The organism is Nocardiopsis sp. Huas11 (assembly GCF_003634495.1).
Taxonomy (GTDB): domain Bacteria; phylum Actinomycetota; class Actinomycetes; order Streptosporangiales; family Streptosporangiaceae; genus Nocardiopsis.
This window is the reverse complement of record NZ_RBKY01000001.1, coordinates 4336357-4359459: the sequence shown is the minus strand read 5'-3', so window position 1 is coordinate 4359459 and position 23103 is coordinate 4336357. Positions and strand designations below refer to the sequence as shown.

Genomic DNA, 23103 nt, shown 5'->3' with positions numbered 1-23103 from the left:
TTCCAAAAAAGTGTCACCCGGTGTTACGGTCACTCACACTCCAGAACGAGTCGCCCGAATGGGTGGGAATCCGATGAACGATCCTGCCGTCGCGGACCTGTGCCGCCTCCTCATCCGCGCTCCCAGCAGGTCCTTCGAGATCGCCGCACCGTCGGAGGTGCCCCTGTCCGAGCTGCTGCCGACCTTCGTGCTCTACGCCGAGGGCGACAACGGCGAGGACCTCGACGAAAGCGGGCTCGAACACGACGGCTGGGTGCTGCAACAGCTCGGCGACGAGCCGTTCGAGGAGGACGAGACCATCAGGTCGCTAGGCCTGTGCCACGGGGAGACGCTCTACCTGCGCCCCCGCCGGGACCAGCTGCCGCCCATCCACTTCGACGACCTCACCGACGGGGTCGCCACGGGCATGTCCGAGCGCCCCGACCGCTGGCGCCCCGCCTTCACCCGCGGCCTGCTCCAGTGCCTGGGCCTGCTCGTCCTGCTGACCGGCCTGGTGGTGCTGGCCACCGGCGGCTCCGGCGGGCTGACCGCGCTGACCGCCGGGTCCTCCGCGGTCCTGATGCTGCTGTCGGCCTGGGCGGCCTCCCGCGCGATGGGCGACCTGCCCGCGGCCACGGGTCTGGCCGCGATGGCGACCCTGTACATGGCCATGGCCGGGGCCTCGATCCCCACCGGCGAACCGGGACTGGCGCTGCTCGGCGCGGTCCTGCTCACCGCGGCGATGTGCGCGGCCGGGGCGACCGTGCTGGGCGTGGCCGCCGTGGCCGGATCGGTGCCGTTCTTCGCCGGGCTGCTCACCGCCGAGGTACTGGTGCTGCTGGGCGCCCTGTCGCTGATGTTCCTGCCGGGCGCCTCCGTGGCGGCCGTGGCGGGCCTGATCGCGCTGGTCGCCCTGCTCACCGGCACGTTCGCCCCGCAACTGGCGTTCCGTCTGGCCGGACTGCGGCTGCCCCCGCTGCCCGCCAACCCCGAACAGCTCCAGGAGGGCATCGACCCCTTCCCCGCGCGCGCCGTCCTGGACCGCACGCACCTGGCCGACCGCTTCCAGACCGCCCTGTACGCCTCGACCGGAGCGGTGCTGACCGTGTGCCTGGTCGCGCTGGCCGTGTCGACCGGCTGGGTCGCGGTGACGGTGTGCGTCATCGTCTCCCTGGTGATGCTGCTGCAGACGCGCGGCCTCGCGAGCGCCTGGCAGCGCGTGTCCATGGTCGCGCCGGCCTGGACCGGGCTGACCGCACTGGCCCTGGACGGCGCGCTGTCGGCCTCCCCGGTGGTGCGCTCGCTGACCCTGCTCGCGCTCTTCGCCGTCACCACGGTCCTGGCGCTCGTGTCGTGGTCGGTGCCCGGGCGCCGCCAGCTGCCGCACTGGGGCAGGGCCGCCGAGATCATCCAGCTCCTGCTGTGCGTGGCGGTCTTCTCCCTCGTCCTGGCGGGCTTCGGCGTCTTCGGCGCCCTGCGCTCGATCGGCGGGTGAGATGCAGTCACGTCGCGACCGTGTCATGGCGCACACGTTCACCGTGGGGCGCCTGGGCACGGCGATGCTGGAGGCCGACCCCGACGCGGTCGACGCCCCCATGCGCCGCACCCGGACCGGCACCTACGTCGGCGTCGCCATCGCGGCGCTGGTATGCGTGGGCTTCCTCGTCTTCGGGCTGATCTTCCCCGGCGGGGCCGGCACCTGGCGCCAGGAGGGGCGGCTGGTCATCGACAAGGAGAGCGGCGCCTCCTACCTGTACTCGGCCGGCACGCTGCGGCCCGTCGCCAACCACGCCTCCGCCCTCCTGATCCAGGGCCCGGACGCGAACGTCTCCCTGGTGTCGGCGGCCTCGCTCGAAGGCGTGCCGGTGGGCGGCCCGGTCGGCATCCCCGGCGCACCGGACTCGCTGCCCGGCGCCGAGGCACTCGCCGCCGGGGTGTGGCGGCTGTGCGCGCTGCCCGCGCAGGCGGACGAGCGGCCCCGGACCGCGCTGACCATCGGCACCGCGCCCGACCCCTCGCCCCCGGCCGATGACGAGGCGGTCCTGGTCGCGGGACCCGACGGCGGCCGCCACCTGCTCTGGCAGGGCACCCGCCTCCGGCTGGACGAGGACGGCGGGGCCGTCCAGGCGCTCGGCTACGGGACCAGCCCCGCCTACGCGGTCTCGGGCGCGTTCCTGGACGCCGTGCCCACCGCGCCCGACCTCACGGCGCCCGACGTGGCGCAGGCGGGAGCGGACGGCCCCTCGCTGGCGGGCGCGCCGCGGCGGGTCGGCCAGGTGTTCGCGGTGTCCACCCCCGACCGCCCCGACCAGCACTACCTCCTGACCACGGACGGCCTGGCCCCGCTGACCCTCACCCAGGCCCTGCTCCTGCTGGCCGACCCCGACCACAGCGGGACCGCCTACCCCGACACCGCCCCGGAGGCGATCGCGATCCCCGCCGGGGAGGCGCACGACCACCTGGTGGCGGGCGGCGAGGTCGCCGGGGACGGGGCCGCGCGCACACCCGACGCCCCGCCCGAGCTGCGAAGGGCCGGCGGCGAGGTCCCCTGCCTGCGGCTCAGCGACGGCGGCACGCTCTCCCTGACCATGGACGAGCCCGAGTCCGTCCAGGCGCTGCCGGTCCAGGAGGTCCCCGCCATCGCCCCCGGCTGCCCGACGCCCGACCTGATCGGCATCCCCTCCGGCGGCGGGTCCGTCGTGCGGGCCACGCCCGCCGACGGCGGCACGAACACCCCCACGCACTACCTCGTCACCGACGCGGCCGCCAAGTACCCCGTGACGGACACCGAGGTCCTGGAAGGGCTCGGCCTGACGGCCGGATCGGCGACGGAGGTGCCGACGCCGCTGCTGCGGCTGATGCCCACCGGGCCGGTCCTGCATCCGGAGGCCGCCGCCCGTCCGCTCACACCCTCCGTGCGAGCCGAGTCCGCGGAGTGCCCCTGACCACCACGTGAATCCAACGCCGGGCCCTCCGCCACCGAGGCGGTCGGCCGCGCCACTCCGAGGAGCGAAGGAAGCAGCCCATGCCGGATCCCAGGACACGCAATACAGACGAGGCCAACCGACTCGCGCAGGAAGCGATGACCGAGGCCCACACCACCTGCAACAACGTCTACACCCAGATCGACAGCACCCGTGACGTCCTGCGCGCCTCCTGGCACGGCGCCGCGGCCAACAAGTACAGCGAGGCCCTGGTCGGGTGGCTGGAGGAGCTGCGGCTCATCACCAACGACATGAACCAGATGATCGGCACGTTCGGCGGCACCGTGAACGCGATGCACTCGACCGAGGACGCCAACCTCCTGGAGGGCTCCCGGTGGATGGCCGACCTCAACCCGAACCAGACGAGCGCGAACTGAGACCCGCCGTCGGTTCGCGGCTTCCACGCCCGGACCGGCCGCACCTGCCGACTTCCACGGAAGGGGAAGCCCCATGAACGGATTCGACGTCAGCTACGGGTACGTCGACGAGGCGACGCAGGCCCTGCGCGTCCAGACCGACACCGTCGCGCGTGCCATCGAGAACCTGGACGCCCAGATGCAGCCCGTCAAGGCCGACCTCGAAGGTGCCACGGCCGACAACTACGACGCCAAGGTCCGGAGCTGGCGGATGAACGTCGAGGACATGCGGACCCTGCTCGGCAAGGCCGAGTTCGCGCTCAACACCATCCGCAACAACTACTCCAGCACCGACAGCCGCGAGGCGATGGAGTGGGCGTCGCTGATGTAGCACGCCCGCCGCACCTCGCGGCCCCGGGGCGGGCGCCCCCGTACGGCCCGCCCCGGCCCCACCCGACACGGTCGCCGAGCAGCCGCCCCGACCGACCACCGCAGATCACCGATCGCCGGCCGCGCCCCCTGCGTCCGGTGAGACCGAACGAGCCCGCCGACAGCACGCGCCCGAGGAGCCCCCGTGTCCGAGCCGTCCGAACCCCTGGACTTCCGTGCCGCCCTCCTGGGGTCCGTGCCGTCGTCGGAGGAGGACTCCGGCGTCGTGCGGGACGCCGTCCTGTACACCTCCGAGGAGGAGCGACCCGTGGAGGCGGAGGAGGACCCCCTCCTCTCCGCCCAGGGTCGGCCCGAGGACGCGGCGCGCGGTGAGGGCGGGCCGCTCACCATCGACCCGGCGACGGGCCTGATCAGCATCCTCAACGGCTCCCACCAGAGTGCGGTCACGATCGATCCGCGCACGGAACAGGTGGTCATCGACCCGGCGGGAACCGGCGTCGAGGTCGACGAGCGCACCGGGCGGATCACCCTCCAGGCACAGGGTTCGCAGACCCCCACCGAGTCGTCCCCGGCCCCGGAACGCGACACCCCGGTGGAGCTCCCCGCCGTGGCCGAGCGTGTGCGCGTCCAGACGCCGGTCGAGGGCGACGTCTCCTCCGGCGGGTCCGTCGACCCGGCGTTCACCCGGTTCGACGCGGACGCGCGTGTCCCCGTCGAACCGGTGCGGCCGGCGGATCCCCTGGGGTCGACGGGACACCTGGCCTCCGTGCCGGCGACGGCACCGGGCGAAGTGGTGGAGGGGGACAGGACGCCGCTGGTGAGGGCCGCCAAAACCGAGTCGGTCGGAGACGGCCGCGGCGACGGATCCGGCGACGGTCGGGGCGAGGCAGGCCACGACGGCGACGGCGAGGGCCCGGCCGGGGACGACGGCCAGGGGGACCATGGGGACCAGGCGGACACCTCCACCACCGTCACGATCGACCCCGGCACCGGATCCATCACGGTCCTCACCCAGACCTCGGACGAGGAGTCCGACGACTCTCTCGCGGAAGAGGAGCCCGACGAGAGCGGCAGCGGGAGTGACGGATCCACCGAGATCACCGTGGACCCCGACACCGGGGCGATCACGATCTCCACCCGGCAGGACTCCCGGGACGGTTCGCCCGACGACGCGGACGGGGACCAGGACGGGGACGACACCGAGGACGACGCATCCGGCGGGGACGACTCCGACGGCGACGGATCCGCCGAGATCACCATTGACGCCGAGACCGGTGTCATCACCGTCGAGGTCGGCGACCTGCGGATCGAGTTCGACCCGGAGACGGACACGATCACCATCGACCCCGGCGACGGAGTGGTCGACATCGACCCCGAGACCGGGGTCATCACGATCGAGGAGCCCGGCGCGGACCGGTCCGGGGACGACACCGATCCGGTTCGCGGCGGGGACGGGTCGGCCGGGGCGGAACGGCCCTCCGACTCCCCCACGGGCGGGGACCGGCCAGAGGAGAAGGGCGGGTCCCCGGAGCACACCGATGGGCGCTCCGACCCCGTGGGCTCCGGCTCATCCGACCTGACCGGACGTCAGCCCGCCCAGCCCTCCGCGCCACTCCAGCCCGGCCAGCCCGGTCAGCCCCTCACACCGATGCACCCCTCCCAGCCCGCCGGGGACCAGGAAGGGGCGGCCTCCGGCGAGGGGTCGCCGGTCGTCGGTTCGGAGGGCGATCCCCTCCCCGGCTCCGACATCTCCCTGGCCCCCGTCGAATCGGTTCCCGTCACCGAAGGGCCGGTCGGCAGCGGATCCCGGACCGACCCGACCCAGGACCCCGTCACCCCCCGGACTCCGGTCGAATCGCACGCGAACACGGAAGAACCCGCGGTCGTCGGCTCGGAGGGCGACCCCCTGCCCGGCTCCGACATCTCCCTGGCCCCCGTCGAATCGGTCCCCGTCACCGAAGGACCACAGCGGTCCGGACAGGGCGAGGGCACGCCGACACCGCATGTCCCGACTACCACGAACGGCTCGGACGGTCAGTCCGTCGAGGAGACCCCGACGGACCAGCAGGAGCACCACCGCCTGGAGCCCATGCCCTCCGAGCCCGCCGAGGCCAGAACCGCATCGGCGTTCCCGCAGCAGACCGAGAACCGGCCCGCGTACACCATGACCGACGGTTCCGGCGAGGGCGGGCGTGACGGCGGCAGGGGTGAGGAGACCCCGGAGGAAGGACAGGGGGAGCCCGACCCCGGCGGGGACGAGGACTCGGAAGAGGACGGCGACAGCGACAGCGACAGCGACGGTCAGAACAACGGAAGCACGGAGGACGACGAGGACGAGGAGGAGGAGGACGGGAACGCGGACCCGGACGAAGACGACGGCGACAGCGACGGCGACGGCGAAGACGAGGGCGAGGAGAACGGCAACGGGAACAGCGATGAGGAGAGCGGCAACGGAGGCGGAGGGGGCGGCGGCGAGGACGTCACCAGCATCGACTTCGAGCGGGTCAAGCAGTTCCACACGGACTTCCTCCTGCCCCTCCAGGAGAGGGTGAGCCAGGAGGTCACTCGCTTCTCCGCCTACGCGGGAGAACCCGACGGCCACTTCATCCTCATCGGAAACGGCGCCCGCCTGCCCATCGCCGACACCCTGGCCACCGAGATCGACACGTCCCTGACCACGCTGCACGGAATCATGACGGACCTCGAGTCGGAACTCATCGTGGTCTCCGACCGGCTGCACGAGAACCTCACCGTGTTCATCAACCTCGAGGACGACCAGGACCTCACCGCACAGGAGCTGCTGTCGATCCTCGGCGAACCCTCGGTGTCCAGCTCAGGAAGCGGGGGCGGTGGAAATCCGTACGGGGGACCCGTCCCGGACGAGGACGAGGACACGGACGAAGACGAGGACTAGGCGGGGCCGTGGCCGGGCCGCGAGTGCGCGTTGATCGACCCAGAGGAGGAGTGAGAAACCAGTGCCGGAGTTCCACGAGATCATGAACATCTTCGCCGATGCCGAGGGGGCGGAGGGAGACCATCCCCCCATGCCGTCGGTGGACACGATCCTGGAACCGCCCTGGCTCGACCTCGGCCGGTACCACTTCTGGGAAGACGACCACTTCATCAAGGGCTTCGACTACAAGAACGTCGACCGGTGGTGGCGCTACTACGACGACTACGGGTGGGACTACGCGGGCTACAAGATGCAGGACCAGCTCTGGACCGGCGACGACTCCCCCGAGGCCAAGTTCCAGAAGGCCCTCAAGAGCCTGACCGACGTGGCGTCGATAGCGTCGGGGGCCAACGCGTCCACGGCCTACGACCAGTCCACGATCTGGGACGTCTCCGTGAACGCCGCGGCCCTGGACGACTTCCTGCAGGACTACGTCGGCGACAAGGACGCCGGTCTGCTCAAGGCCTACGCGGGGATCGACGTCCCGGACAGCGCGATGCGCGGATCGGCCGCCGGGGTCTTCGCCGCACGTATCTACGACCTGGCCAAGCGCCTGGCGGACCTGAGCGTCCAGCTCGACCGGTTCCACAACGGGGTCAACGACCTGCGGGGACCGCTCCTGTCCAAGATCAACGCGTTGGTCACCGCGGTCAACGAGGCCTGGCAGAGCCCCAACGCCACGATCAAGCAGACGATCGACAACTGGTACTTCAACCTGGCCGCCGGGTCGGAGGAGTACAACGCCGATCGCACGCAGTTCTCCATCCTCTACCACGCTGACCCGCCGGTGCGCGGAATCGTCGGCGACTCCATCACCGACCACAACATCAACGCCGAGCTGAAACTGCGGTGGAAGAACGCCTACGACCCGGTGTTCACCGCCGCGAGCGACCTGTACTCGACCATGTCGAGCCACTACCAGAGCACCGCGACGAGGCTGCTGCCGATCCGCGAACCGGTGGGGGGCCTGCCCCCGGGCTTCGACCCGCCCCCGGACTCCGGCGGCGGCTCGGGCGGTGGCGACGAGAACGGCGACGGCGTCCCGGACTGGCTGGAGGAGCTCTACGGCGAGGACGGGCCCGGCGGCGGAGGCGGCGACGACGACATCCCGGACTGGCTGAGGGACCTCTACGGTGACGACGGCCCCGGCGAAGGCCCCGGAGGCGACGGTGGACCCGAGGGCGGCCCCGAAGGCGGGACCGACAGCGACGGTGACGGGACCCCCGACTGGTTGCAGGAGCTGTTCGGCGGCGGCGACGGCCCCGGTAGCGGTGACGGTCCCGGCGGCGGGAACGAGGAGTACGTGCCTCCTCCGCTGGACACCAACTTCGAGACGGGCGGCGGCAACGACAACCTGTTCGGCGACGGCCCGCCGGGCGCGGAGGGCGACGGTCCGCCGGGCACCGAGGGCTCCGGTCCGCCGCTGAACACCAACTTCAGCGCCGGCGGCGACGGGCTCGGCGACCCCTTCGGCGACGGCGCGGGTGACGGCCCCGGATCCGGCCCGCCGGACGGGCAGGGCGCCCCCGTGCCGCCTCCGCTGGGCACCGACTTCGGCAACGGTTCGGGCACCGGTGACGGAGTGGGGAACGCGTTCGTGCCTCCTCCCCTGCTGAACGGGCCGGGTTCGGGAGCGGGATCAGGCGACGGCTCCCGTCAGCGACCCTCGGGGCAGGGAACGAACTTCCCGGGTTCCACCGGACTGGACCTCGATCCGGCCACGGGGCTGCCGATCAACCCGGACACCGGCGAACCCTTCCCCGTCGATGCGGACACCGGTCTCCCGTTCAACCCCGACACCGGGCTACCGATCAACTACGACCCCGACACCGGCCAAGCCCTGCCCATCGACCCCGTCACCGGCGAACCGGTCCCACCCGGAGGCACCGGCACCCGCCTGGAGACCGACCCCGCCACGGGCCTGCCGATCAACCCGGACACAGGTCGACCGTTCCCCGTCGACCCGGACACCGGCCTGCCCTACAGCCCCGACACCGGGCTACCGATCAACTACGACCCCGACACCGGCCAAGCCCTCCCGATCGACCCGGTCACCGGGCAGGCCATCGCCCCGCAGGACCTCACCGACCTCCCTGGCACCCAGCTGGACCTCGATCCGGCCACGGGGCTGCCGATCAACCCGGACACCGGCGAACCCTTCCCCGTCGATGCGGACACCGGTCTCCCGTTCAACCCCGACACCGGGCTACCGATCAACTACGACCCCGACACCGGCCAAGCCCTGCCCATCGACCCCGTCACCGGCGAACCGGTCCCACCCGGAGGCACCGGCACCCAGCTGGAGACCGACCCCGCCACGGGCCTGCCGATCAACCCGGACACAGGTCGACCGTTCCCCGTCGATCCGGACACCGGTCTCCCGTTCAACCCCGACACCGGGCTACCGATCAACTACGACCCCGACACCGGCCAAGCCCTGCCCATCGACCCCGTCACCGGGCAGGCCATCGCCCCGCAGGACCTCACCGACCTCCCTGGCACCGGCAACGCGGGGCCGACCGATCCGGGCCTGTCCACGGACTACCCCTCCGGCGACGGCCCTTCCGCTCCCCTCAACCCGATCACCGGGGAGCCCTATCCCCTCGACCCGGACCTCGGCCTGCCCTACCCGATCGACCCCGCCACGGGTGAGCCGATCACCGACGGTTTCACCGGCGGGCCGAACACCGAAGGGCCCGGCTACGAGATCCCGCCCCTGCAGAGCCCCGACCCCGTCGGCCTCAACTACGGCGGCTCCGGACCCGACGGCGGCCTGGGCACGAACGGCCCCGGCGGCGGGGACACCAGGACGACCGACCGCTCATCGCTCTTCGACACTCCGGCGAACGGCCCCCAGACACGTGAACAGGCGGGCGCGGGCCCCGGCGGGGCCACCGGCCTGAGCACGGGTGCCGGCGGATCCATGGGCACCGGGCCCGGCACGGGCCCGGCCGAGACCGGCGGCGGATCCGCGGGCGGTGCCGCCGCCCAGTCCGGCATGCCACCGATGATGCCGCCGATGATGGGCGGCGGCATGGGCGGTGCGGGCGGTGGACAGGGCGGTGAGCGGGAGCGCCAACGCTCGACGTGGCTCTCCGAGGACGAACGCGTCTGGGGGACCGCGGGCGATGACAAGCAGACCGTACTCGGACGGCCCGTACCAGGCGGGCCGAAGAAGGGAGCCGTACGCCATGACCTCGTGGATGGAGGAGGAGACGGAACAGGAGTTGGCACGTCTTCACAGGACGCTGGCGGAGGTCGATCGCGCAAGCGAAAGCCTGGAGTCGGCAACCGAGGAGGTCGTGGCAAAGAACAGGCTGGTGGGGGCGAAGGTGAACGGAAAGGGGGAACTCGTTGAGCTGAAGTTCCACACCCAGAACTACCGCGAGATGGCCCCCGCCGAACTCGCCGACGCGGTCCTGGACGTGATCACGCGCGCCCGGGACAAGATGGCCGACCGCGTCGCCGAGCTGTACAAGCCCTTCATGCCGGAGGGCCTGGACGCGAACGAGGCGATGAACGGCCGGTTCGACACCCGCGGCATGTTCGAGCGCATGGGCGTGCCCCTCCCCCCGGAGTAGCCCGGCCCGCGCTCGCCTCCACTCCCTTCCCCTTCCTCTCCGGGTTGAAAGGCGCCACCACCCGTGCCGAACGACAACGACGGTCTGTCCGCCTCCCCCGACGGCGTCGCCCACCGAAGCGCCAACGTCCACGAGGCCGCCGAGTTCACCAGCAGGCTCAAGCAGAACTTCGTGGCGGCCAGGGAGCCCCTGGGCACGCCCTGGGGCGACAAGACCCTCAAGGGCGATGACTTCGCCAAGGACTACGACAAGGTCTTCGTCCCCATGGAGGAGAACTTCGCCCTCTACCTCGACGCCCTGGTCAAGGCCACCCAGGACACCGCCGACAACCTCCTCAAAACCGCGAGGAACCTCGGCGGGACCGAGGACGTGAACGAGCAGATCGCCACCGCGCCCGACCCGGACGCCCAGGGCGGCCAGCAGGGGCGCCGATGAGGCCCCCGACCCCCGCCGCGTCCGCGCGGCCCCGCCGAGAGGATTCCCGATGAGCGACGCTGCCCAGGGGCGCGACGGAACCGCCGCGCCCGGCCCCGTCTCGGCCGCCGACTTCCAGGCTGCCCTGTCCGGCCCGGCCGACACCGCCGGCGTTCCCGCCGCGGGCCCTCCCGCGGCGGGGTCCGGCCCGGGCACTCCGGCCTCCGCCCCTGACGCGGCCGCTGTGCCGGGCACCGTCCCCGAGCCACCGGACCGCCCTGCGCACCGGGCGGACCTGCACTCCGTGGTCACCGGCGGGACGAGCGCGGAGGCCGCCGCGCTCGAACCCGCGCTGGACCGGCCGGGCAGACCCGCCCTGGCCGGAGCGGCCATCGCCGGGCTTCTGCTCGTCGTCGCGCCCTTCGCCTTCGTGGCCGGGACCCAGGAGCTGTCCCTGGAGTCCGTCCCGATCGCCGCCGGGGGCCTGCCGGGCGGGAACGCGGCGGAGGGCACGGGCACCGACGCGGCGGAGACCTCGGCGGAGGGCTCCGCCGCCGAGGGGACGGGCGGAGGCTCGTCCGGGTCGGGCACCACCGACGCGGGCGGCGGCTCCTCCACCGGAACGGCGGGCGGACAGGGCGGGGAGGACACGGGCTACATACCCGAGGCGCTGCCCCGCGAGGCCGACGCCGCCGCACCGCCGGCGACCAGCGAAGGCGCGGCCGCCCCGGGCGCCGACGGCGAGGCGTCCGGAGCCTCCGGCGACACGGTCGACGCGGCCGCCCCGGACCGTTCCGGCCCTGCCGAGGAGGTCGGGGCGGACCAGGGAGCGGACGTGCAGGGCAGTGCCGGTACGGCGGCCGACGCGGAGACCGGAGCGGGAGACGCAACCGACACGGACGCGGGAGCGGACGCGGGAGCGGACGCGGGAGCGGACGCGGGCACCGGCGCCGAGACGGACACGGGCGCCGACGCTGACACGGGTACCGACGCGGACGCGGACACGGGGTCCGGCACCGACACGGAGTCGAACGCGGCCGGACAGGACACCGGCACCGCCCCGGAGGCCGGGAACGGCGCCGGTACCGGCACGGACGGCCAGGCCGACGAGTCCGCCCCCGCGGACCCGGACGCCCCACAGAACGCCCAGCAGGGTGGCGAGTCCACCACCACCGACCAGCAGGACCCGGTCGCCGACGGCGTCAGCACCGACCCGGGGGCCGACACCGGCGGCGGCTCCATCCTGGAGGACGCGACCGCCGCCGCGGGCGGAACCGACCGCGCGCCCTTCTCCGCCCTCGCCGGCCCCGGCTGCCTCACCTCCCCCGGGGCCTCCTACGACCGCGTCAACCGCTGGGACAGCGCCGAGGGGACCGCCTCCTGGGCCACCCGCCAGGGCGGCTACGCCCAGGAGGGGTGCGACGGCGGCTACGAGGCGGTCCCCGTCTCGGGCGACCCGGAGCACGGCGACGGACAGTACGCGTTCTGGTCGTTCTCGCCCGGCTACCCGGACGCGCGCTGCGAGATCTACGTCCACGTGCCCGACGACGAGAGCCCGCTCTGGGTCGCCGACACCGAGGCCGTCTACCAGATCTTCTCCGGACCGGCTCCCGAGGGCGACGCGATCGCCGTGTTCGGGGTGACCCAGGCGGACGTGCGCGGCGCCTGGGTCCAGGTCACCGGGTTCACCTCGCCGACGGAGGAGTTCACCGTCCAGCTCACCAACGTCGGTACGGACCCGCTCGCCGACCGGGAGCACACCAGCGCGCACGTCGCCGCCTCGGCCGTGCGCACGACCTGTACCTGACACGGGCCGCCGGCGGGTAGCGCCGCGAGCCCGCCCGCCCGACCAGGCCCCTACCAGGGGCCGGTATCCGAGAAGAGGAAGTCACCGATGGCCAGGCAACTGCTCACCGTCGCACCGGAGGGACCGGACGCGCACAGGACGATCACCGACGCGGTCAAGGCCGCCCGGGGCGGTGCGCTCATCAGCATCGCACCGGGACGGTACGCGGAGAGCCTCGTCCTGCTCAAGGTCGTCACCCTGGTGGCCCGCGACGGCCGGGGCAGCGTGGAGATCAGCTCGGACACCAAGAGCGCGGTCGTCTCCGGCGCGGAGGCGGTGAAGCTCTCCGGCCTCATCCTGCGGGGCAGGGACAAGGACCACCCCGCCGTCGACATCCCGGCCGGGCAGGTGGAGATGGCCGACTGCGAGGTCGACGGCAACGCGTGGACCGCGGTGTCGGTGCGCAACACGGGCGCGCTCGCGATGCGCGAGAGCCGGGTGACGTGCACCGCGGGCGCGGGTGTGGTGGTCACCTCGCCCGAGTCGAGCGTCATCGAGGACTGCGTGGTCGAGGACGTGGGCACCAGCGCCCTGGTGATCGGCGAGCGGGGCCGCCCGACCGTCCGCTCCTGCGTGCTGCGCGGCGCCGGCGGCAACGGGGTCTTCGCCAGCGGCCAGGCGGCCGGCGTGGTCGAGGGCTGCGAGGTCTCCGACACCGCCAAGCCCGCCATCGCCCTGGAGGAGGACGCGGCCACGAGTGTGCGGGGCACCCGGGTGCACCGCACCGGGGGCGACGGGCTGACCGTCTCCAGCCGTGGCCGCCCGGTGGTCGAGGACTGCGTCATCGAGGACGTGGGCGGGCGGGGCGTGGCCGTGCACGGCGGCTCCGACCCGCAGCTGTCGCGCGTGGCGGTGGCGCGCTCGGCGGGGGTGGGCATCGACCTGTCCGGCCGGGCGCGCGGGCAGTTCGCCGAGTGCGAGGTCACCGACGCCGGGGCCGAGTCGGTGCGGGCCGTGGAGCGGGCGGCGACCACCTTCATCGCTCTCACGGTGCGGGGCGGGGGCGGGGTCCGGCTCGGCGACGGGAGCACGGTCGAGTTCGACCGGGGCCTGCTCACCGGCAGCACGGGGCCGGGGGTGGTGGTCGAGGACTGCGCGCCCTTCCTGCGCGGGGTCGCCGTCACCGACACCCGGGGCCAGGGCGTGGAGTTCCTGGGCGAGGGCCACGGGCGGCTGGAGGACGTGACCCTGGAGCGGACCGGCAAGGCCGCGGTCGCGGTCTCGGGGAGCTCGCGCCCGCTGCTGAGCGGGCTGCAGATCAGCGAGAGCCGCGACACCGGGGTCACCGTGGGAGCCGGCGCCCGCGCCGAGCTGCGCGACTGCGACGTCTCGGCGTGCACGGGCGACGGGATCTCGGTCCAGAACGGGGGCACGGTGACCGTGCTGCGCTCCCGGGTCTACGACGGCCGGCGCAACGGGGTGCTCGTCGCCTCGGGCGCGACCGCGACGCTGCGCCGCTGCGAGGTGTTCGGCAACCGCGGCGACGGCGTACTGGTGCACTCCCGCGAGGACGTCGTGCTGGAGGACTGCTCGGTGCGCGACAACACGCGCTCGGGCCTGCGCCAGACCGTGCCCAGCGAACGCGTCCACGCTCAGGAGCTGCTCAGCCACGGCAACGGCGCCCCCGACGCCTTCGGGGAGGACGCGGGGGCGGCCCTGCCCGCTCCCGCGGTCGAGCCAACGGCGGGCCCCGAGCCCGAGGAGTCCGGGGGGCCGCTGGCCGAACTCGACGCGCTCGTGGGCCTGGGCAACGTCAAGCACGAGGTCAAGACGCTGATCAAGCGCAACCAGATGGCCAAGCGGCGGGCCGAGATGGGCCTGCCCACGCCGCCGATGAGCCGCCATCTCGTCTTCGGCGGCGCGCCCGGTACGGGCAAGACCACGGTGGCCCGGCTGTACGGGCAGATCCTGGCCGAACTCGACGTGCTGCGGTACGGGCACGTGGTCGAGGTGGCCCGCGCCGACCTGGTGTCGCAGTACGTCGGCGGGACGGCCATCAAGACCACCGAGGTGTTCGAGCGGGCCAAGGGCGGCGTGCTGTTCGTGGACGAGGCCTACACGCTCTCCGGCGGCAAGGAGGGCGGCGGGAGCGGCCCGGACTTCGGCCGGGAGGCCATCGACACGCTGGTCAAGCTGATGGAGGACCACCGCGACGAGGTCGTCGTCATCGTCGCGGGCTACACCGCCGACATGGAGGGCTTCCTGTCGGCCAACCCGGGGCTGGCGTCCCGGTTCAGCAAGACGATCGAGTTCGAGAACTACGCGGTGGACGAGCTCGTGGAGATCGTGCGCCGGATGTGCGAGGCGCACAGCTACCTGATGGACGAGTCCACGACGCAGGTCCTGCGGGCCCACTTCGACCGGGTGCCCAAGGGTCCGGCCTTCGGCAACGGCCGCGAGGCGCGCAAGGTCTTCGAGACGATGATCGACCGGCAGGCCTACCGGTTGGGCGGGGACTCCCCCGACGACCCCACCGAGATGGCGCGTCTGATGCCGGCCGACCTGGGGCCGGAGATCGAGGCGGCGGCGGAGCCCTCCACCTCGGCCGACGACGTGGCCGCGCTGCGCGCGGAGCTGGACGCGATGATCGGCCTCAGCGAGGTCAAGGACACGGTGAACGACCTGGCCAACCTCCTGGTGATGTCCGAACAGCGCCGGAGCATGGGCCTTCCCGTGGCGCCGATGAGCCACCACCTGGTGTTCGCCGGCCCGCCCGGTACCGGTAAGACGACCGTGGCCCGGCTGTACGGGCGGCTCCTGCACACCCTGGGCGTCCTGCCGGGCGGACAGGTCGTGGAGACGGCCCGTGCCGACCTGGTGGGGCGCTACGTCGGGCACACCGCGCAGATGACGGCGGAGGTGTTCGAGCGGGCCAGGGGCGGTGTGCTCTTCGTCGACGAGGCCTACGCCCTGGCGCCGCGGGGCGCCACCGGGTCGGACTTCGGGCAGGAGGCGATCGACACGCTCGTGAAGCTGATGGAGGACCACCGCGACGAGGTCGTCGTCATCGTCGCCGGCTACACGCAGGAGATGCAGCGCTTCCTGGACTCCAACCCCGGCCTGGCCTCCCGGTTCAACCACCGGGTGGAGTTCCCCGACTACTCCGACGCCGAGCTCGTCACGATCGTGGAGCGGATGGCGCAGGGCTCGGGATACACCTGCGGGCCGGACACCGTCACCGCGCTCACCGACCACTTCGCCGGGGTGGCGCGCGACGCGAACTTCGGCAACGCCCGCTACGCGCGGCAGGTGCTGGAGCGGATGATCACGCGCCAGGCCGGGCGCCTGATGGGCGTGGGGGCGCAGGCCACGCGCGAGGACTTCACGGCGCTGCGGCCGGAGGACGTCCCGGCCGGGTGACCGACCGGTCCCCGGTCGGCCCTCCGGCTCCGGGCGGTCGCCCGGGGACCGCACCGGGCCGTACCCGGCCGGGTGCGGCCGGGTGCGGCCGGGTGCGGCCGGGTGCGGCCGGGTGCGGCCGGGTGCGGCTCAGCCCGCGATGGCGAAGGGCCCGACCGAGGGCACGGGGACCTTGCTCGCGGCCTCGCGCACGGCGGCCAGCAGCGGTTCGGGGCTGGCGCCGGCCCGGCACAGGGAGACGATGTGGCGGCGCGCCGTCTCGCGCACGCCGCGCACCACGATCTGCGGCGTGTTCAGGCCGGTCCAGGCCAGCCGGGGCATGAGCGCCACGCCCAGTCCCGCCTGGACCAGGGCGAAGACGGCGCTGAAGTCGTCCACGGTGTGGACCACGCGCGGCTGGAAGCCGGCCTGATTGCACGCGGCGGTCACACAGGAGTGCCAGGCCGTGCCCGGGGCGGACATGATCCAGTCCTGGTCGGCCAGGTCCGCGGCCAGGTCGAGCGAGGTGTGCGCGGCCAGCGGGTGCTGGTAGGGCAGGATCGCGTCGAACAACTCGACCATCACCGGGTCGGTGCGAAAGTCCGGGTCGCCGTGGGCGGGCAGGTCGGCGGTGGACATCGTCAGGGCCACGTCCAGGCGGCCCGAGCGCACCATCTCGGTGCTCTCCTCCGGCTCGGCCTGCACGACCTCGAAGGACCATCCCGGGTGGCTGGAGCGCAGGCGCGCCAGGGCGGGGGCGATCAGGTCGCTGATACCGGTGGAGAAGGAGCCGACGCGGATGACGCCGCGGTCGCCGTCGGCGAACTCGGCCAGGTCTGCGGTGGCGCGCTCCATCTCCGCGAAGATCACGTGCGCCCGCTGGAGCAGGACGCGGGCGGCCCCGGTCAGCAGGAAGCGGCGGCCCTTGCGCTCCACGAGGGGGACCCCGGCCTCCTTGGCCAGGACGGAGAGCTGCTGGGAGACCGCCGAGGGTGTGACGTTGAGCGCCTCGGCCGTGGCCGCCACCGTGTGGTGGTGGTCGAGTGCCTGCAGGAGCTGCAACCGCCGAACGTCGATCATGCCCACCAATTTATGGCAGAACGCTTACGTTTCCTGGACGTTTCGGCCACATCGACCGTGTTCGTGACGTGATTCCGTGCACATCGTCCAACACCGCCGGACCACCCCTCCAGCGGCCATCCCAAAACGAAAGAATCTCTCTTTTTCTTCTATACGGATCTCGGGCATCTCTTTCCCCGTGTCGTGCATGTTCTGGGGCGTACCGGAACGTACAGTCGGAACACAGCGCAACCACTGGTCCGAGCTCTTCGGGCTTCGGGGGACGATACCCCCATGCTGGCGGAACGGGTGAGAAGAAAATGCAAAATTCGCTGATGACCAAACCGCGACCTTCTGACGTCGGCGTTCTTGGCTTTCGTTACCTGGGAGCGCACGAGGTAGACGAGCTGGCCGACCTGTGGGGCGCCCTCCACCAGCAGCACACCGTGACCGCCCCGCACCTCGCGGACATCATCAGCGCCGTCAGCATGGACGAGTCCTGGCGGCGCCGCCGGGCCCAGTACCAGGCCTGGCTCGCCGACCCCGACACCATGGCCGTCCTCGCCGAGAAGGCGGGCGACCTGGCCGGGTACGCGATGGTGACCGTTCGCGAGAACGCCCAGGGCAGCTGGGACCGCGGCGACCGCGTCGCCGTCGTGCAGACCTTCGCGATCGACCCGGAGTACACCGGCACCGGTGTGGGCTCCAAGCTCCTGGAGGAAGTGCGGCGCCAGATCTCCTCGATGGGAATCCGCGACATCGAGTTCTCCGCCCTGGCGACCAGCGCCGAGGACATCCGCTTCCTCGAGCAGGAGGGCTTCCGGCCCTTCGTGACCACCATGGTCTGCCGCGTGGACGGCCTCGGCGCCGCGGACTGACCCGCGCCCCATCCCCCAGCGCCCGGCGCCCCCGCACCCGTGCGGGGGCGCCCGCGCGTGTGGCCCCCTCCCCCGACGGGCCCAACCGCTACGCTCACCCCGTGGCCACCTCCGACTCCAGCACCTGCACCTTCCCCGGCTGCGACAGGCCGGTCCCGCGCGGCACCTCCCCCGGACGCCCGCCCCAGTACTGCGACCTGCCCGAGCACACCCGCTGGCGCGCCTGGAAGGAGCGCCAGCGCCAGGCCCAGGAGGCCGAACGGCTCGAGGGGGAGTCGCGGGCGGCCCAGGAGGACGGGGACGGTGCCGCCGCCTCCGGCGCCGCACTCGGAGCCGAACCCGTCACGGCCGCGCGCCTGCGCGCCGACGACCTGCTCACCCGGTTCGCGGTCCAGAGCGAACAGCTCAGCGCCACCCTGCGCTCGGCCACCGAGGCCTTCACCACCATGACCGACCCGGCCGCCGCCGAGGCCCAGGTCGAGGCCGCCCGGCTGGCGGGCGCGCGGCGCGCCGCCGAGGCCGACGCGGCCCGCCTGGAGGCGGAGAACCGGCGACGGGAGGCCGAGACCGCCCGCCGCGCCGCCGAGAGCGCCGCCGCCTCCGCCGTCGCCGCCACCCAGGCGGCCGAGCGGATGGCAGAGGAGGCCGTCGAGCGCAGGAACGCCGCCGAGGCCGAGCGCGACCGCCTGGCGGAGGAGGCCGAACGGGCCGGCGCCGAGCGCGACGCCGCCGTCGCCGAGGCCAACGCCGGGCTGGCCTCCGCCGAGCGCCGGATCACCCTGACCGAGGAACGCGCGCGCGCCGAACGCGAACGCGACCGGGCCGATGCCGCGCGACGGCTCCAGCACGCCACGGCCGAGGCCGACCACCTGCGCACCGAGGCCGAGGAGCTGCGGGCCCTGTCCGAGCGGTTGCGCGCCGAGGCCGCCGCCAGTGCCCGCGCCCGCGACGAGGCCGCCCTGGCGGCCGAACGGGAGGCGGCCCGTGCCGACCGCGCCGAGACGCGGGCGAGCGAGGCGCTGGACACACTCGCCGCGGAGCGGGAGCGCTTCGCCGCCGAAGCCGAGCGCGCCCGGCGGCACCTGGAGTCCGACCGCGCGGCCGCCGCGGCCGAACGCGAGCGCCTCACCGCCGAGCTGGCCCGGTCGGTCGCCGACCGTGAGCGTTTGACCAGCGAACTCGACGCGCAGCGCCGCCACGCCGAGACCACCCTGGCCGAGGCCCGTGAGGCCGCGGCCGCCCGCCTGGCGGTGGCCGAGCAGGCGCGGATCCGGGCCGAGGAGCGGGCGGAGCGCGCCGGGGCCGACCGTGACGCCGCCCCCTCCTCCGCGGCCGAGACGACCTAGCACGCCGCCCCTGGTCCCCTACCTCCCTGTTCGTGCCCGTCTAGGATGGGGAGCGTGCGAGATCTGGGAACCACGGGTGAGACCGGTCCGATGAAGATGGACGGCTCCGCCGGCGAAGGACCCGAACGCGTACAGGTGGCGCAACGCCCCCAGCCCCGGGTCGACCTCAAGGCGGTCTTCGGGCTGGAGCCGGGCCAGTGGGCCTGGACGACGGCCGTCCAGGCCAGCATCGCCATGGCGCTGTCGTTCGGACTGGCCGCCTGGCTGTTCACCCCGCAACTGGGCACGCTGGCCGCGCTGGGCTCCATGACGGTCCTCTACGAGAAGAAGACGCCCTACGCCTACCGCTCCGCCGCCCTGGCCCTGGTCGGGCTCGGGTTCGTGGCGAGCGTGACCTTCGGCTCCCTGGCGTCGTCGCTGTCGGTGTGGGCCTCGGTCGTCTCCATCGGCCTCACCGCGGGGGTGGCCACCTGGGTGTGCGCGGCCTGGCGCGTGGACAAGCCGGGCCCGCTGTTCTTCGTCCTGGTCGGCGCCATCTCCACCATCGCCCCCGGCGGCTGGGCCGACGTGCCGCTGCACGCCGCCCTGGCCGCGCTGGGCGCGGCCGTGGGCTGGGCCGTGTCGATGTCCGGGGCGCCCGTCCGGGCCCGCCACCCGGAGTACCGGGCCGTCTCGGGAGCCTTCCAGCAGTTGGCCGCGCTGCTGCGGGCGGTGGGCCGGCCCGAACTCGACCACGCCCAGCACCAGGCGTCGGTGGCGGTCGCCGAGGCCTGGCGCATCGTCCTGCTGGCCCAGACGCGCGGGTACCGGTCCACCCCCGAGGCCGCCCGGCTGCGCGCGCTGCTGCGCTGGGTGTCCGACATCCACCTGGCCGCCACCCAGGTGTGCCTGGCCCGGACCACGCCCCTGCCCGAGGCCGCCGCCGACTTCGCCGAGCGGATGGCCCGGGCGGTCCCCGTCCCCGACCGCACGCCCGACCCCGACGAACTCGACGAGTTCCGCCGGGGCCTGCGGCCGCGCTCGCTGGAGTCGCGCCTGTACGGGCTCCTGGCCCGGGCCGCCCACGCGGGCCGCCGTACGGGCGGGGAGGACGACGACGAGCGCACCGACACCCTGCACGACACCCGGTATCCGGCGCTGTGGGACGCGCTGCGCTTCAGCCTGAGCGCGGAGTCGCTCGTGCGGCCGACCGCGCTGCGGATGTGGATCACCGTGACGGCCGCGGGGGCGTTCGGGCTGTGGCTGGGCCTGGACCACTACTACTGGGTGGCGATCACCGCCACCGCCGTGCTCCAGGGCGGCACCGTCGTGCTGGCCCTGAACCGCTCGGTCCAGCGCTCCCTGGGCACCCTGATCGGTGTCCTGGGCGGCACCTACCTGCTCACCCTCGGTCTTCCGCTGAGCGGTGTGGTGCTCCTGGCGGGGCTGTTCATGGGGCTCACCCAGCTCGTGGTGGGCCGCAACTTCTTCTACGCGTCCATCCTCATCACCCCGATGGCGCTGCTGCTGTCCTACACCGCGGCCCCGCAGGTGCTCCAGGAACTGGCCGGCGCCCGGATCATCGACACCCTGGTCGGGTCCGCCTTCGGCCTGGCCGGCGCCCTGCTGCTGTGGCGCAAGGCCTCGGCCACCCGCCTGCCGCAGGCGATCGTCGCGGTCCTGGAGACCGCGCGCGAGTGCATGGTGGCCGTTCTGGACCAGGAGGTCAGCATCGGCCCCGAGCGCCGCTACCGGCTGCGCCGGGACATGCGGGCGGCCCTGGTGAACCTGCGCGGGGTGTACGAGAGCGCGCTGGGGGACGTGCCCCGCAGCGCCTCCACCCAGCCCCTGTGGCCGGTCGTGGTCGCCACCCAGCGCACGGGCTACCTGGCGCTGTCGGCCCTGGCGCTGGACAGGCCCGCCGAGGTCGGCACGATCACCCTGCAACGGGTCGACCTGGCCCTGCGGGAGCTGGTCGCCTCGATGGAGGAGCAGCGCACCCCGCGACTGGGCGCGCTACCGCGGCTGACCGCCTATCCGCGGATCAACATGGAGCTGCACGCCCTGTCCAACGCGATGACCAGTGCGGTGGCCCAGGACGAGCGCGCCGCGCGCCTGGAGGCCGAGCGCCGGGCCCAGCGCGAACGGCGGCGGGCCCAGGGCGACGTCGACGCCGACCTCTGACCGGTCCCGGCCGCCGCCGGGACCGGAGGCGGGGTCCTCAGTCGAGGACGGCGAACGCCCGGACGGGGAAGGCCGCCATGCCGCGGATCTTGGCCGGAACCGCGAAGAACCGGAAGCCCTCCTCGGGCAGCCGGTCGAGCAGGCACAGGTGCGAGACGACCGGGACGCCCGCCGCCAGGAGCACGGCCAGCGCGGGCCGCGCGCCCTCGGCCGAGGGCGAGGTGTCGTCCACGCCCACGCCGTCGATGCCCACGAGCACCGCGCCGCTCTCCACCAGGGTCTTGGCGGCGAGCTCGGTCAGGTGCGGGTGGTCGTCGCCGCCGTAGGCCTCGGTCCGCCAGTTGCGGTCCCACCCCGTGCGGACCAGGACCGCGCGCCCGCGCAGGTCCAGCCCGGCGAAGACCTCGGGGCCGATCTGGGCGGCGGAGGTGGCGTCCACCACGATTCCGGGCAGGTCGGCGACGCGCTCCAGGTCCAGATCGGCCGAGTCCGCGCCGTCGCGGTAGCGGTGCGCGGGCATGTCCACGTAGGTGCCGGTGGCACCGACCATCTCGACCCGGCCGCTGCTCTTGCCGAGGCCCGGTGCGGCGCCGGGCACGGCCGAACCCTCTTCGATCGCCGGTTCCGGGATCCCCGGGTACGTGATCATCCCATCGCTGACTTGGTGACTGACGTCGACGAGTTTGCCCATGGCTGACGTTCTTCCTCGCTTCGGAGCGCGTGATCAGGACCTCTGACCGGCGCCAAAGGTCTAGACCATGAGACTATCGCCTGTGGCCCACATCACGGCAGGGTTCTGGGCAAGGAGATGTGGCGGACCTCGCCCCGGCCACCCGCTTCCGCGCCCCGATAGGCTCGGTGTCGACGGACCACGGATGAGCCCCGGGAGTCCGCATCACCCACGGACCACCCGGAAGGGGCGAGACATCGTGACACTGTACGGAGCAGCCAAGGTCGTGGTCGCGCCGGCGAGCCGCCTGGCCTGGCCCCAGCAGGTCGAGGGCGCGCACCACGTCCCCCGCCGGGGACCGGTCATCCTGGCCGCCAACCACCTGGCGCTGATCGACCCGCTCTTCATCGGCGTCGCCTGCCCCCGCCAGGTCCGCTTCATCGCCAAGCAGGAGCTGTTCGACGAGGCCACGCTGCCCAAGCGGGCCCTGACCGCCCTTTTGCGCTCCTTCGGGCAGCTGGCGGTGGACCGCCGCCCCGGCCAGAGCGCACAGGAGGCGATGGACAACAGCCTCGCGGTCCTGGAGAGCGGCGAGGTCTTCGGTATCTTCCCCGAGGGCACGCGCTCCCCCGACGGCCGGCTCTACCGCGGCCAGACCGGTCTGGCGTGGCTGGCGCTGACCTCGGGCGCCCCGGTGGTGCCGGTGGCGCTGGCCGGGACCGAGCGGATCCTGCCCGCCGGGCGGCGGATCCCCTCGCTCAACCGCGTGGGCGTGCGCTTCGGCGAGCCGGTGGACCTGTCCCCGTGGAAGGGCCTGGCGCACAAGGCGCGACCGCGCCGCGAGGCCACCGACGCCGTCATGTCGGCCATCGCCGAGCTCTCCGGACAGGAGCAGGTCCCGCGCTTCGCGGCCTCGGTGAAGGCCGAACTGGAGCAGGGATAGCCCGTTTCCGCTCGTGGGGACGGTGACTTTCCCCACAGCGAAGTCGGGGCTGAATCGCCGGTGACGGAGCGTTGACCCCACCGTGAGGGTTCGCACGCGACCCCCAGGGCAGCCGGAAGCCCGGCCCCGCCTGGGAATCCGCGGCGGACACCGGTCGCGGCCGCGATCCGCCCCCTGAGGTCGGCCCGAGGATTGCCTACCA

16 protein-coding genes are annotated in these 23103 nt (G+C 73.4%); 14 read left to right on the top strand and 2 right to left on the bottom strand.

The window, feature by feature from the left end; all coding sequences use genetic code 11:
* Window positions 1-73 precede the first annotated feature (73 nt).
* The 10 genes from eccD to DFP74_RS19730 all read left to right on the top strand — a co-directional run bounded on the left by eccD (window position 74) and on the right by DFP74_RS19730 (window position 15863).
* Window positions 74-1474: a type VII secretion integral membrane protein EccD gene (gene eccD, locus DFP74_RS19775; RefSeq protein ID WP_121183585.1), complete on the top strand. Its 1401-nt coding sequence runs from the start codon at window positions 74-76 to the stop codon at window positions 1472-1474.
* A 1-nt stretch (window position 1475) separates the two neighbouring features.
* A complete protein-coding gene (gene eccB / locus DFP74_RS19770; RefSeq protein WP_121183583.1) occupies window positions 1476-2924 on the top strand; it encodes a type VII secretion protein EccB in 1449 nt (482 codons plus the stop codon).
* Between the two features lie 137 nt (window positions 2925-3061).
* Entirely contained in the window at window positions 3062-3340 is a 279-nt protein-coding gene (locus tag DFP74_RS19765) for a hypothetical protein (RefSeq protein ID WP_121183581.1), read from the top strand.
* A gap of 73 nt (window positions 3341-3413) precedes the next feature.
* Entirely contained in the window at window positions 3414-3710 is a 297-nt protein-coding gene (locus tag DFP74_RS19760) for a WXG100 family type VII secretion target (protein ID WP_121183579.1), read from the top strand.
* Between the two features lie 183 nt (window positions 3711-3893).
* Entirely contained in the window at window positions 3894-6623 is a 2730-nt protein-coding gene (locus DFP74_RS33570; RefSeq protein ID WP_158613026.1) for a hypothetical protein, read from the top strand.
* Between the two features lie 61 nt (window positions 6624-6684).
* The gene (locus tag DFP74_RS34455; RefSeq protein WP_233571047.1) at window positions 6685-10020 is read left to right on the top strand and encodes a hypothetical protein; all 3336 of its coding nucleotides are present in this window, start codon (window positions 6685-6687) and stop codon (window positions 10018-10020) included.
* On the top strand, window positions 9965-10243 hold the full coding sequence (locus tag DFP74_RS19745) for a YbaB/EbfC family nucleoid-associated protein (RefSeq protein WP_233571046.1): 279 nt from the start codon (window positions 9965-9967) through the stop codon (window positions 10241-10243). Before DFP74_RS34455 ends, DFP74_RS19745 begins: the two co-directional genes overlap by 56 nt.
* A 63-nt stretch (window positions 10244-10306) precedes the next feature.
* Window positions 10307-10678, top strand: a complete 372-nt coding sequence (locus tag DFP74_RS19740; protein WP_121183574.1) for a hypothetical protein — start codon at window positions 10307-10309, stop codon at window positions 10676-10678.
* Between the two features lie 49 nt (window positions 10679-10727).
* Window positions 10728-12464, top strand: coding sequence for a hypothetical protein (locus DFP74_RS33565; RefSeq protein ID WP_158613025.1), 1737 nt, complete (start codon window positions 10728-10730; stop codon window positions 12462-12464).
* 87 nt (window positions 12465-12551) lie between these two features.
* Window positions 12552-15863 carry a right-handed parallel beta-helix repeat-containing protein gene (locus DFP74_RS19730; protein WP_121183572.1) on the top strand — a complete coding sequence of 1104 codons (3312 nt, stop codon included), beginning with the start codon at window positions 12552-12554 and terminating at the stop codon, window positions 15861-15863.
* Window positions 15864-15992: 129 nt separating this feature from the next.
* On the opposite strand, the gene DFP74_RS19725 is transcribed toward DFP74_RS19730, so the two are convergent.
* On the bottom strand, window positions 15993-16922 hold the full coding sequence (locus tag DFP74_RS19725; RefSeq protein ID WP_121183570.1) for a LysR family transcriptional regulator: 930 nt from the start codon (window positions 16920-16922) through the stop codon (window positions 15993-15995).
* A gap of 314 nt (window positions 16923-17236) precedes the next feature.
* Here DFP74_RS19725 and DFP74_RS19720 point away from each other — a divergent pair, with 314 nt between their 5' ends.
* From DFP74_RS19720 to DFP74_RS19710, 3 genes are all read left to right on the top strand, one after another.
* A complete protein-coding gene (locus tag DFP74_RS19720) occupies window positions 17237-17779 on the top strand; it encodes a GNAT family N-acetyltransferase (RefSeq protein ID WP_121183568.1) in 543 nt (180 codons plus the stop codon).
* 101 nt (window positions 17780-17880) lie between these two features.
* Complete coding sequence (locus DFP74_RS19715; protein ID WP_121188381.1) at window positions 17881-19125, top strand: hypothetical protein; 1245 nt, start codon at window positions 17881-17883, stop codon at window positions 19123-19125.
* Window positions 19126-19215: 90 nt separating this feature from the next.
* The gene (locus tag DFP74_RS19710; protein WP_199725920.1) at window positions 19216-21288 is read left to right on the top strand and encodes an FUSC family protein; all 2073 of its coding nucleotides are present in this window, start codon (window positions 19216-19218) and stop codon (window positions 21286-21288) included.
* A gap of 37 nt (window positions 21289-21325) precedes the next feature.
* Here the strand turns inward: DFP74_RS19710 and DFP74_RS19705 are convergent, their stop codons facing one another.
* On the bottom strand, window positions 21326-21979 hold the full coding sequence (locus DFP74_RS19705; protein WP_121183564.1) for a cyclase family protein: 654 nt from the start codon (window positions 21977-21979) through the stop codon (window positions 21326-21328).
* Between the two features lie 238 nt (window positions 21980-22217).
* Here DFP74_RS19705 and DFP74_RS19700 point away from each other — a divergent pair, with 238 nt between their 5' ends.
* Entirely contained in the window at window positions 22218-22901 is a 684-nt protein-coding gene (locus DFP74_RS19700; protein WP_121183562.1) for a 1-acyl-sn-glycerol-3-phosphate acyltransferase, read from the top strand.
* Window positions 22902-23103 lie beyond the last annotated feature (202 nt).

Bases quoted from the DNA above. Each gene is read 5' to 3' on its own strand.
- eccD (WP_121183585.1), top strand. From the start codon at position 74: ATGAACGATCCTGCCGTCGCGGACCTGTGCCGCCTCCTCATCCGCGCT.
- eccB (WP_121183583.1), top strand. From the start codon at position 1,476: ATGCAGTCACGTCGCGACCGTGTCATGGCGCACACGTTCACCGTGGGG.
- DFP74_RS19765 (WP_121183581.1), top strand. From the start codon at position 3,062: ATGACCGAGGCCCACACCACCTGCAACAACGTCTACACCCAGATCGAC.
- DFP74_RS19760 (WP_121183579.1), top strand. From the start codon at position 3,414: ATGAACGGATTCGACGTCAGCTACGGGTACGTCGACGAGGCGACGCAG.
- DFP74_RS33565 (WP_158613025.1), top strand. From the start codon at position 10,728: ATGAGCGACGCTGCCCAGGGGCGCGACGGAACCGCCGCGCCCGGCCCC.
- DFP74_RS19730 (WP_121183572.1), top strand. From the start codon at position 12,552: ATGGCCAGGCAACTGCTCACCGTCGCACCGGAGGGACCGGACGCGCAC.
- DFP74_RS19725 (WP_121183570.1), bottom strand. From the start codon at position 16,922: ATGATCGACGTTCGGCGGTTGCAGCTCCTGCAGGCACTCGACCACCAC.
- DFP74_RS19720 (WP_121183568.1), top strand. From the start codon at position 17,237: ATGACCAAACCGCGACCTTCTGACGTCGGCGTTCTTGGCTTTCGTTAC.
- DFP74_RS19710 (WP_199725920.1), top strand. From the start codon at position 19,216: ATGAAGATGGACGGCTCCGCCGGCGAAGGACCCGAACGCGTACAGGTG.
- DFP74_RS19705 (WP_121183564.1), bottom strand. From the start codon at position 21,979: ATGGGCAAACTCGTCGACGTCAGTCACCAAGTCAGCGATGGGATGATC.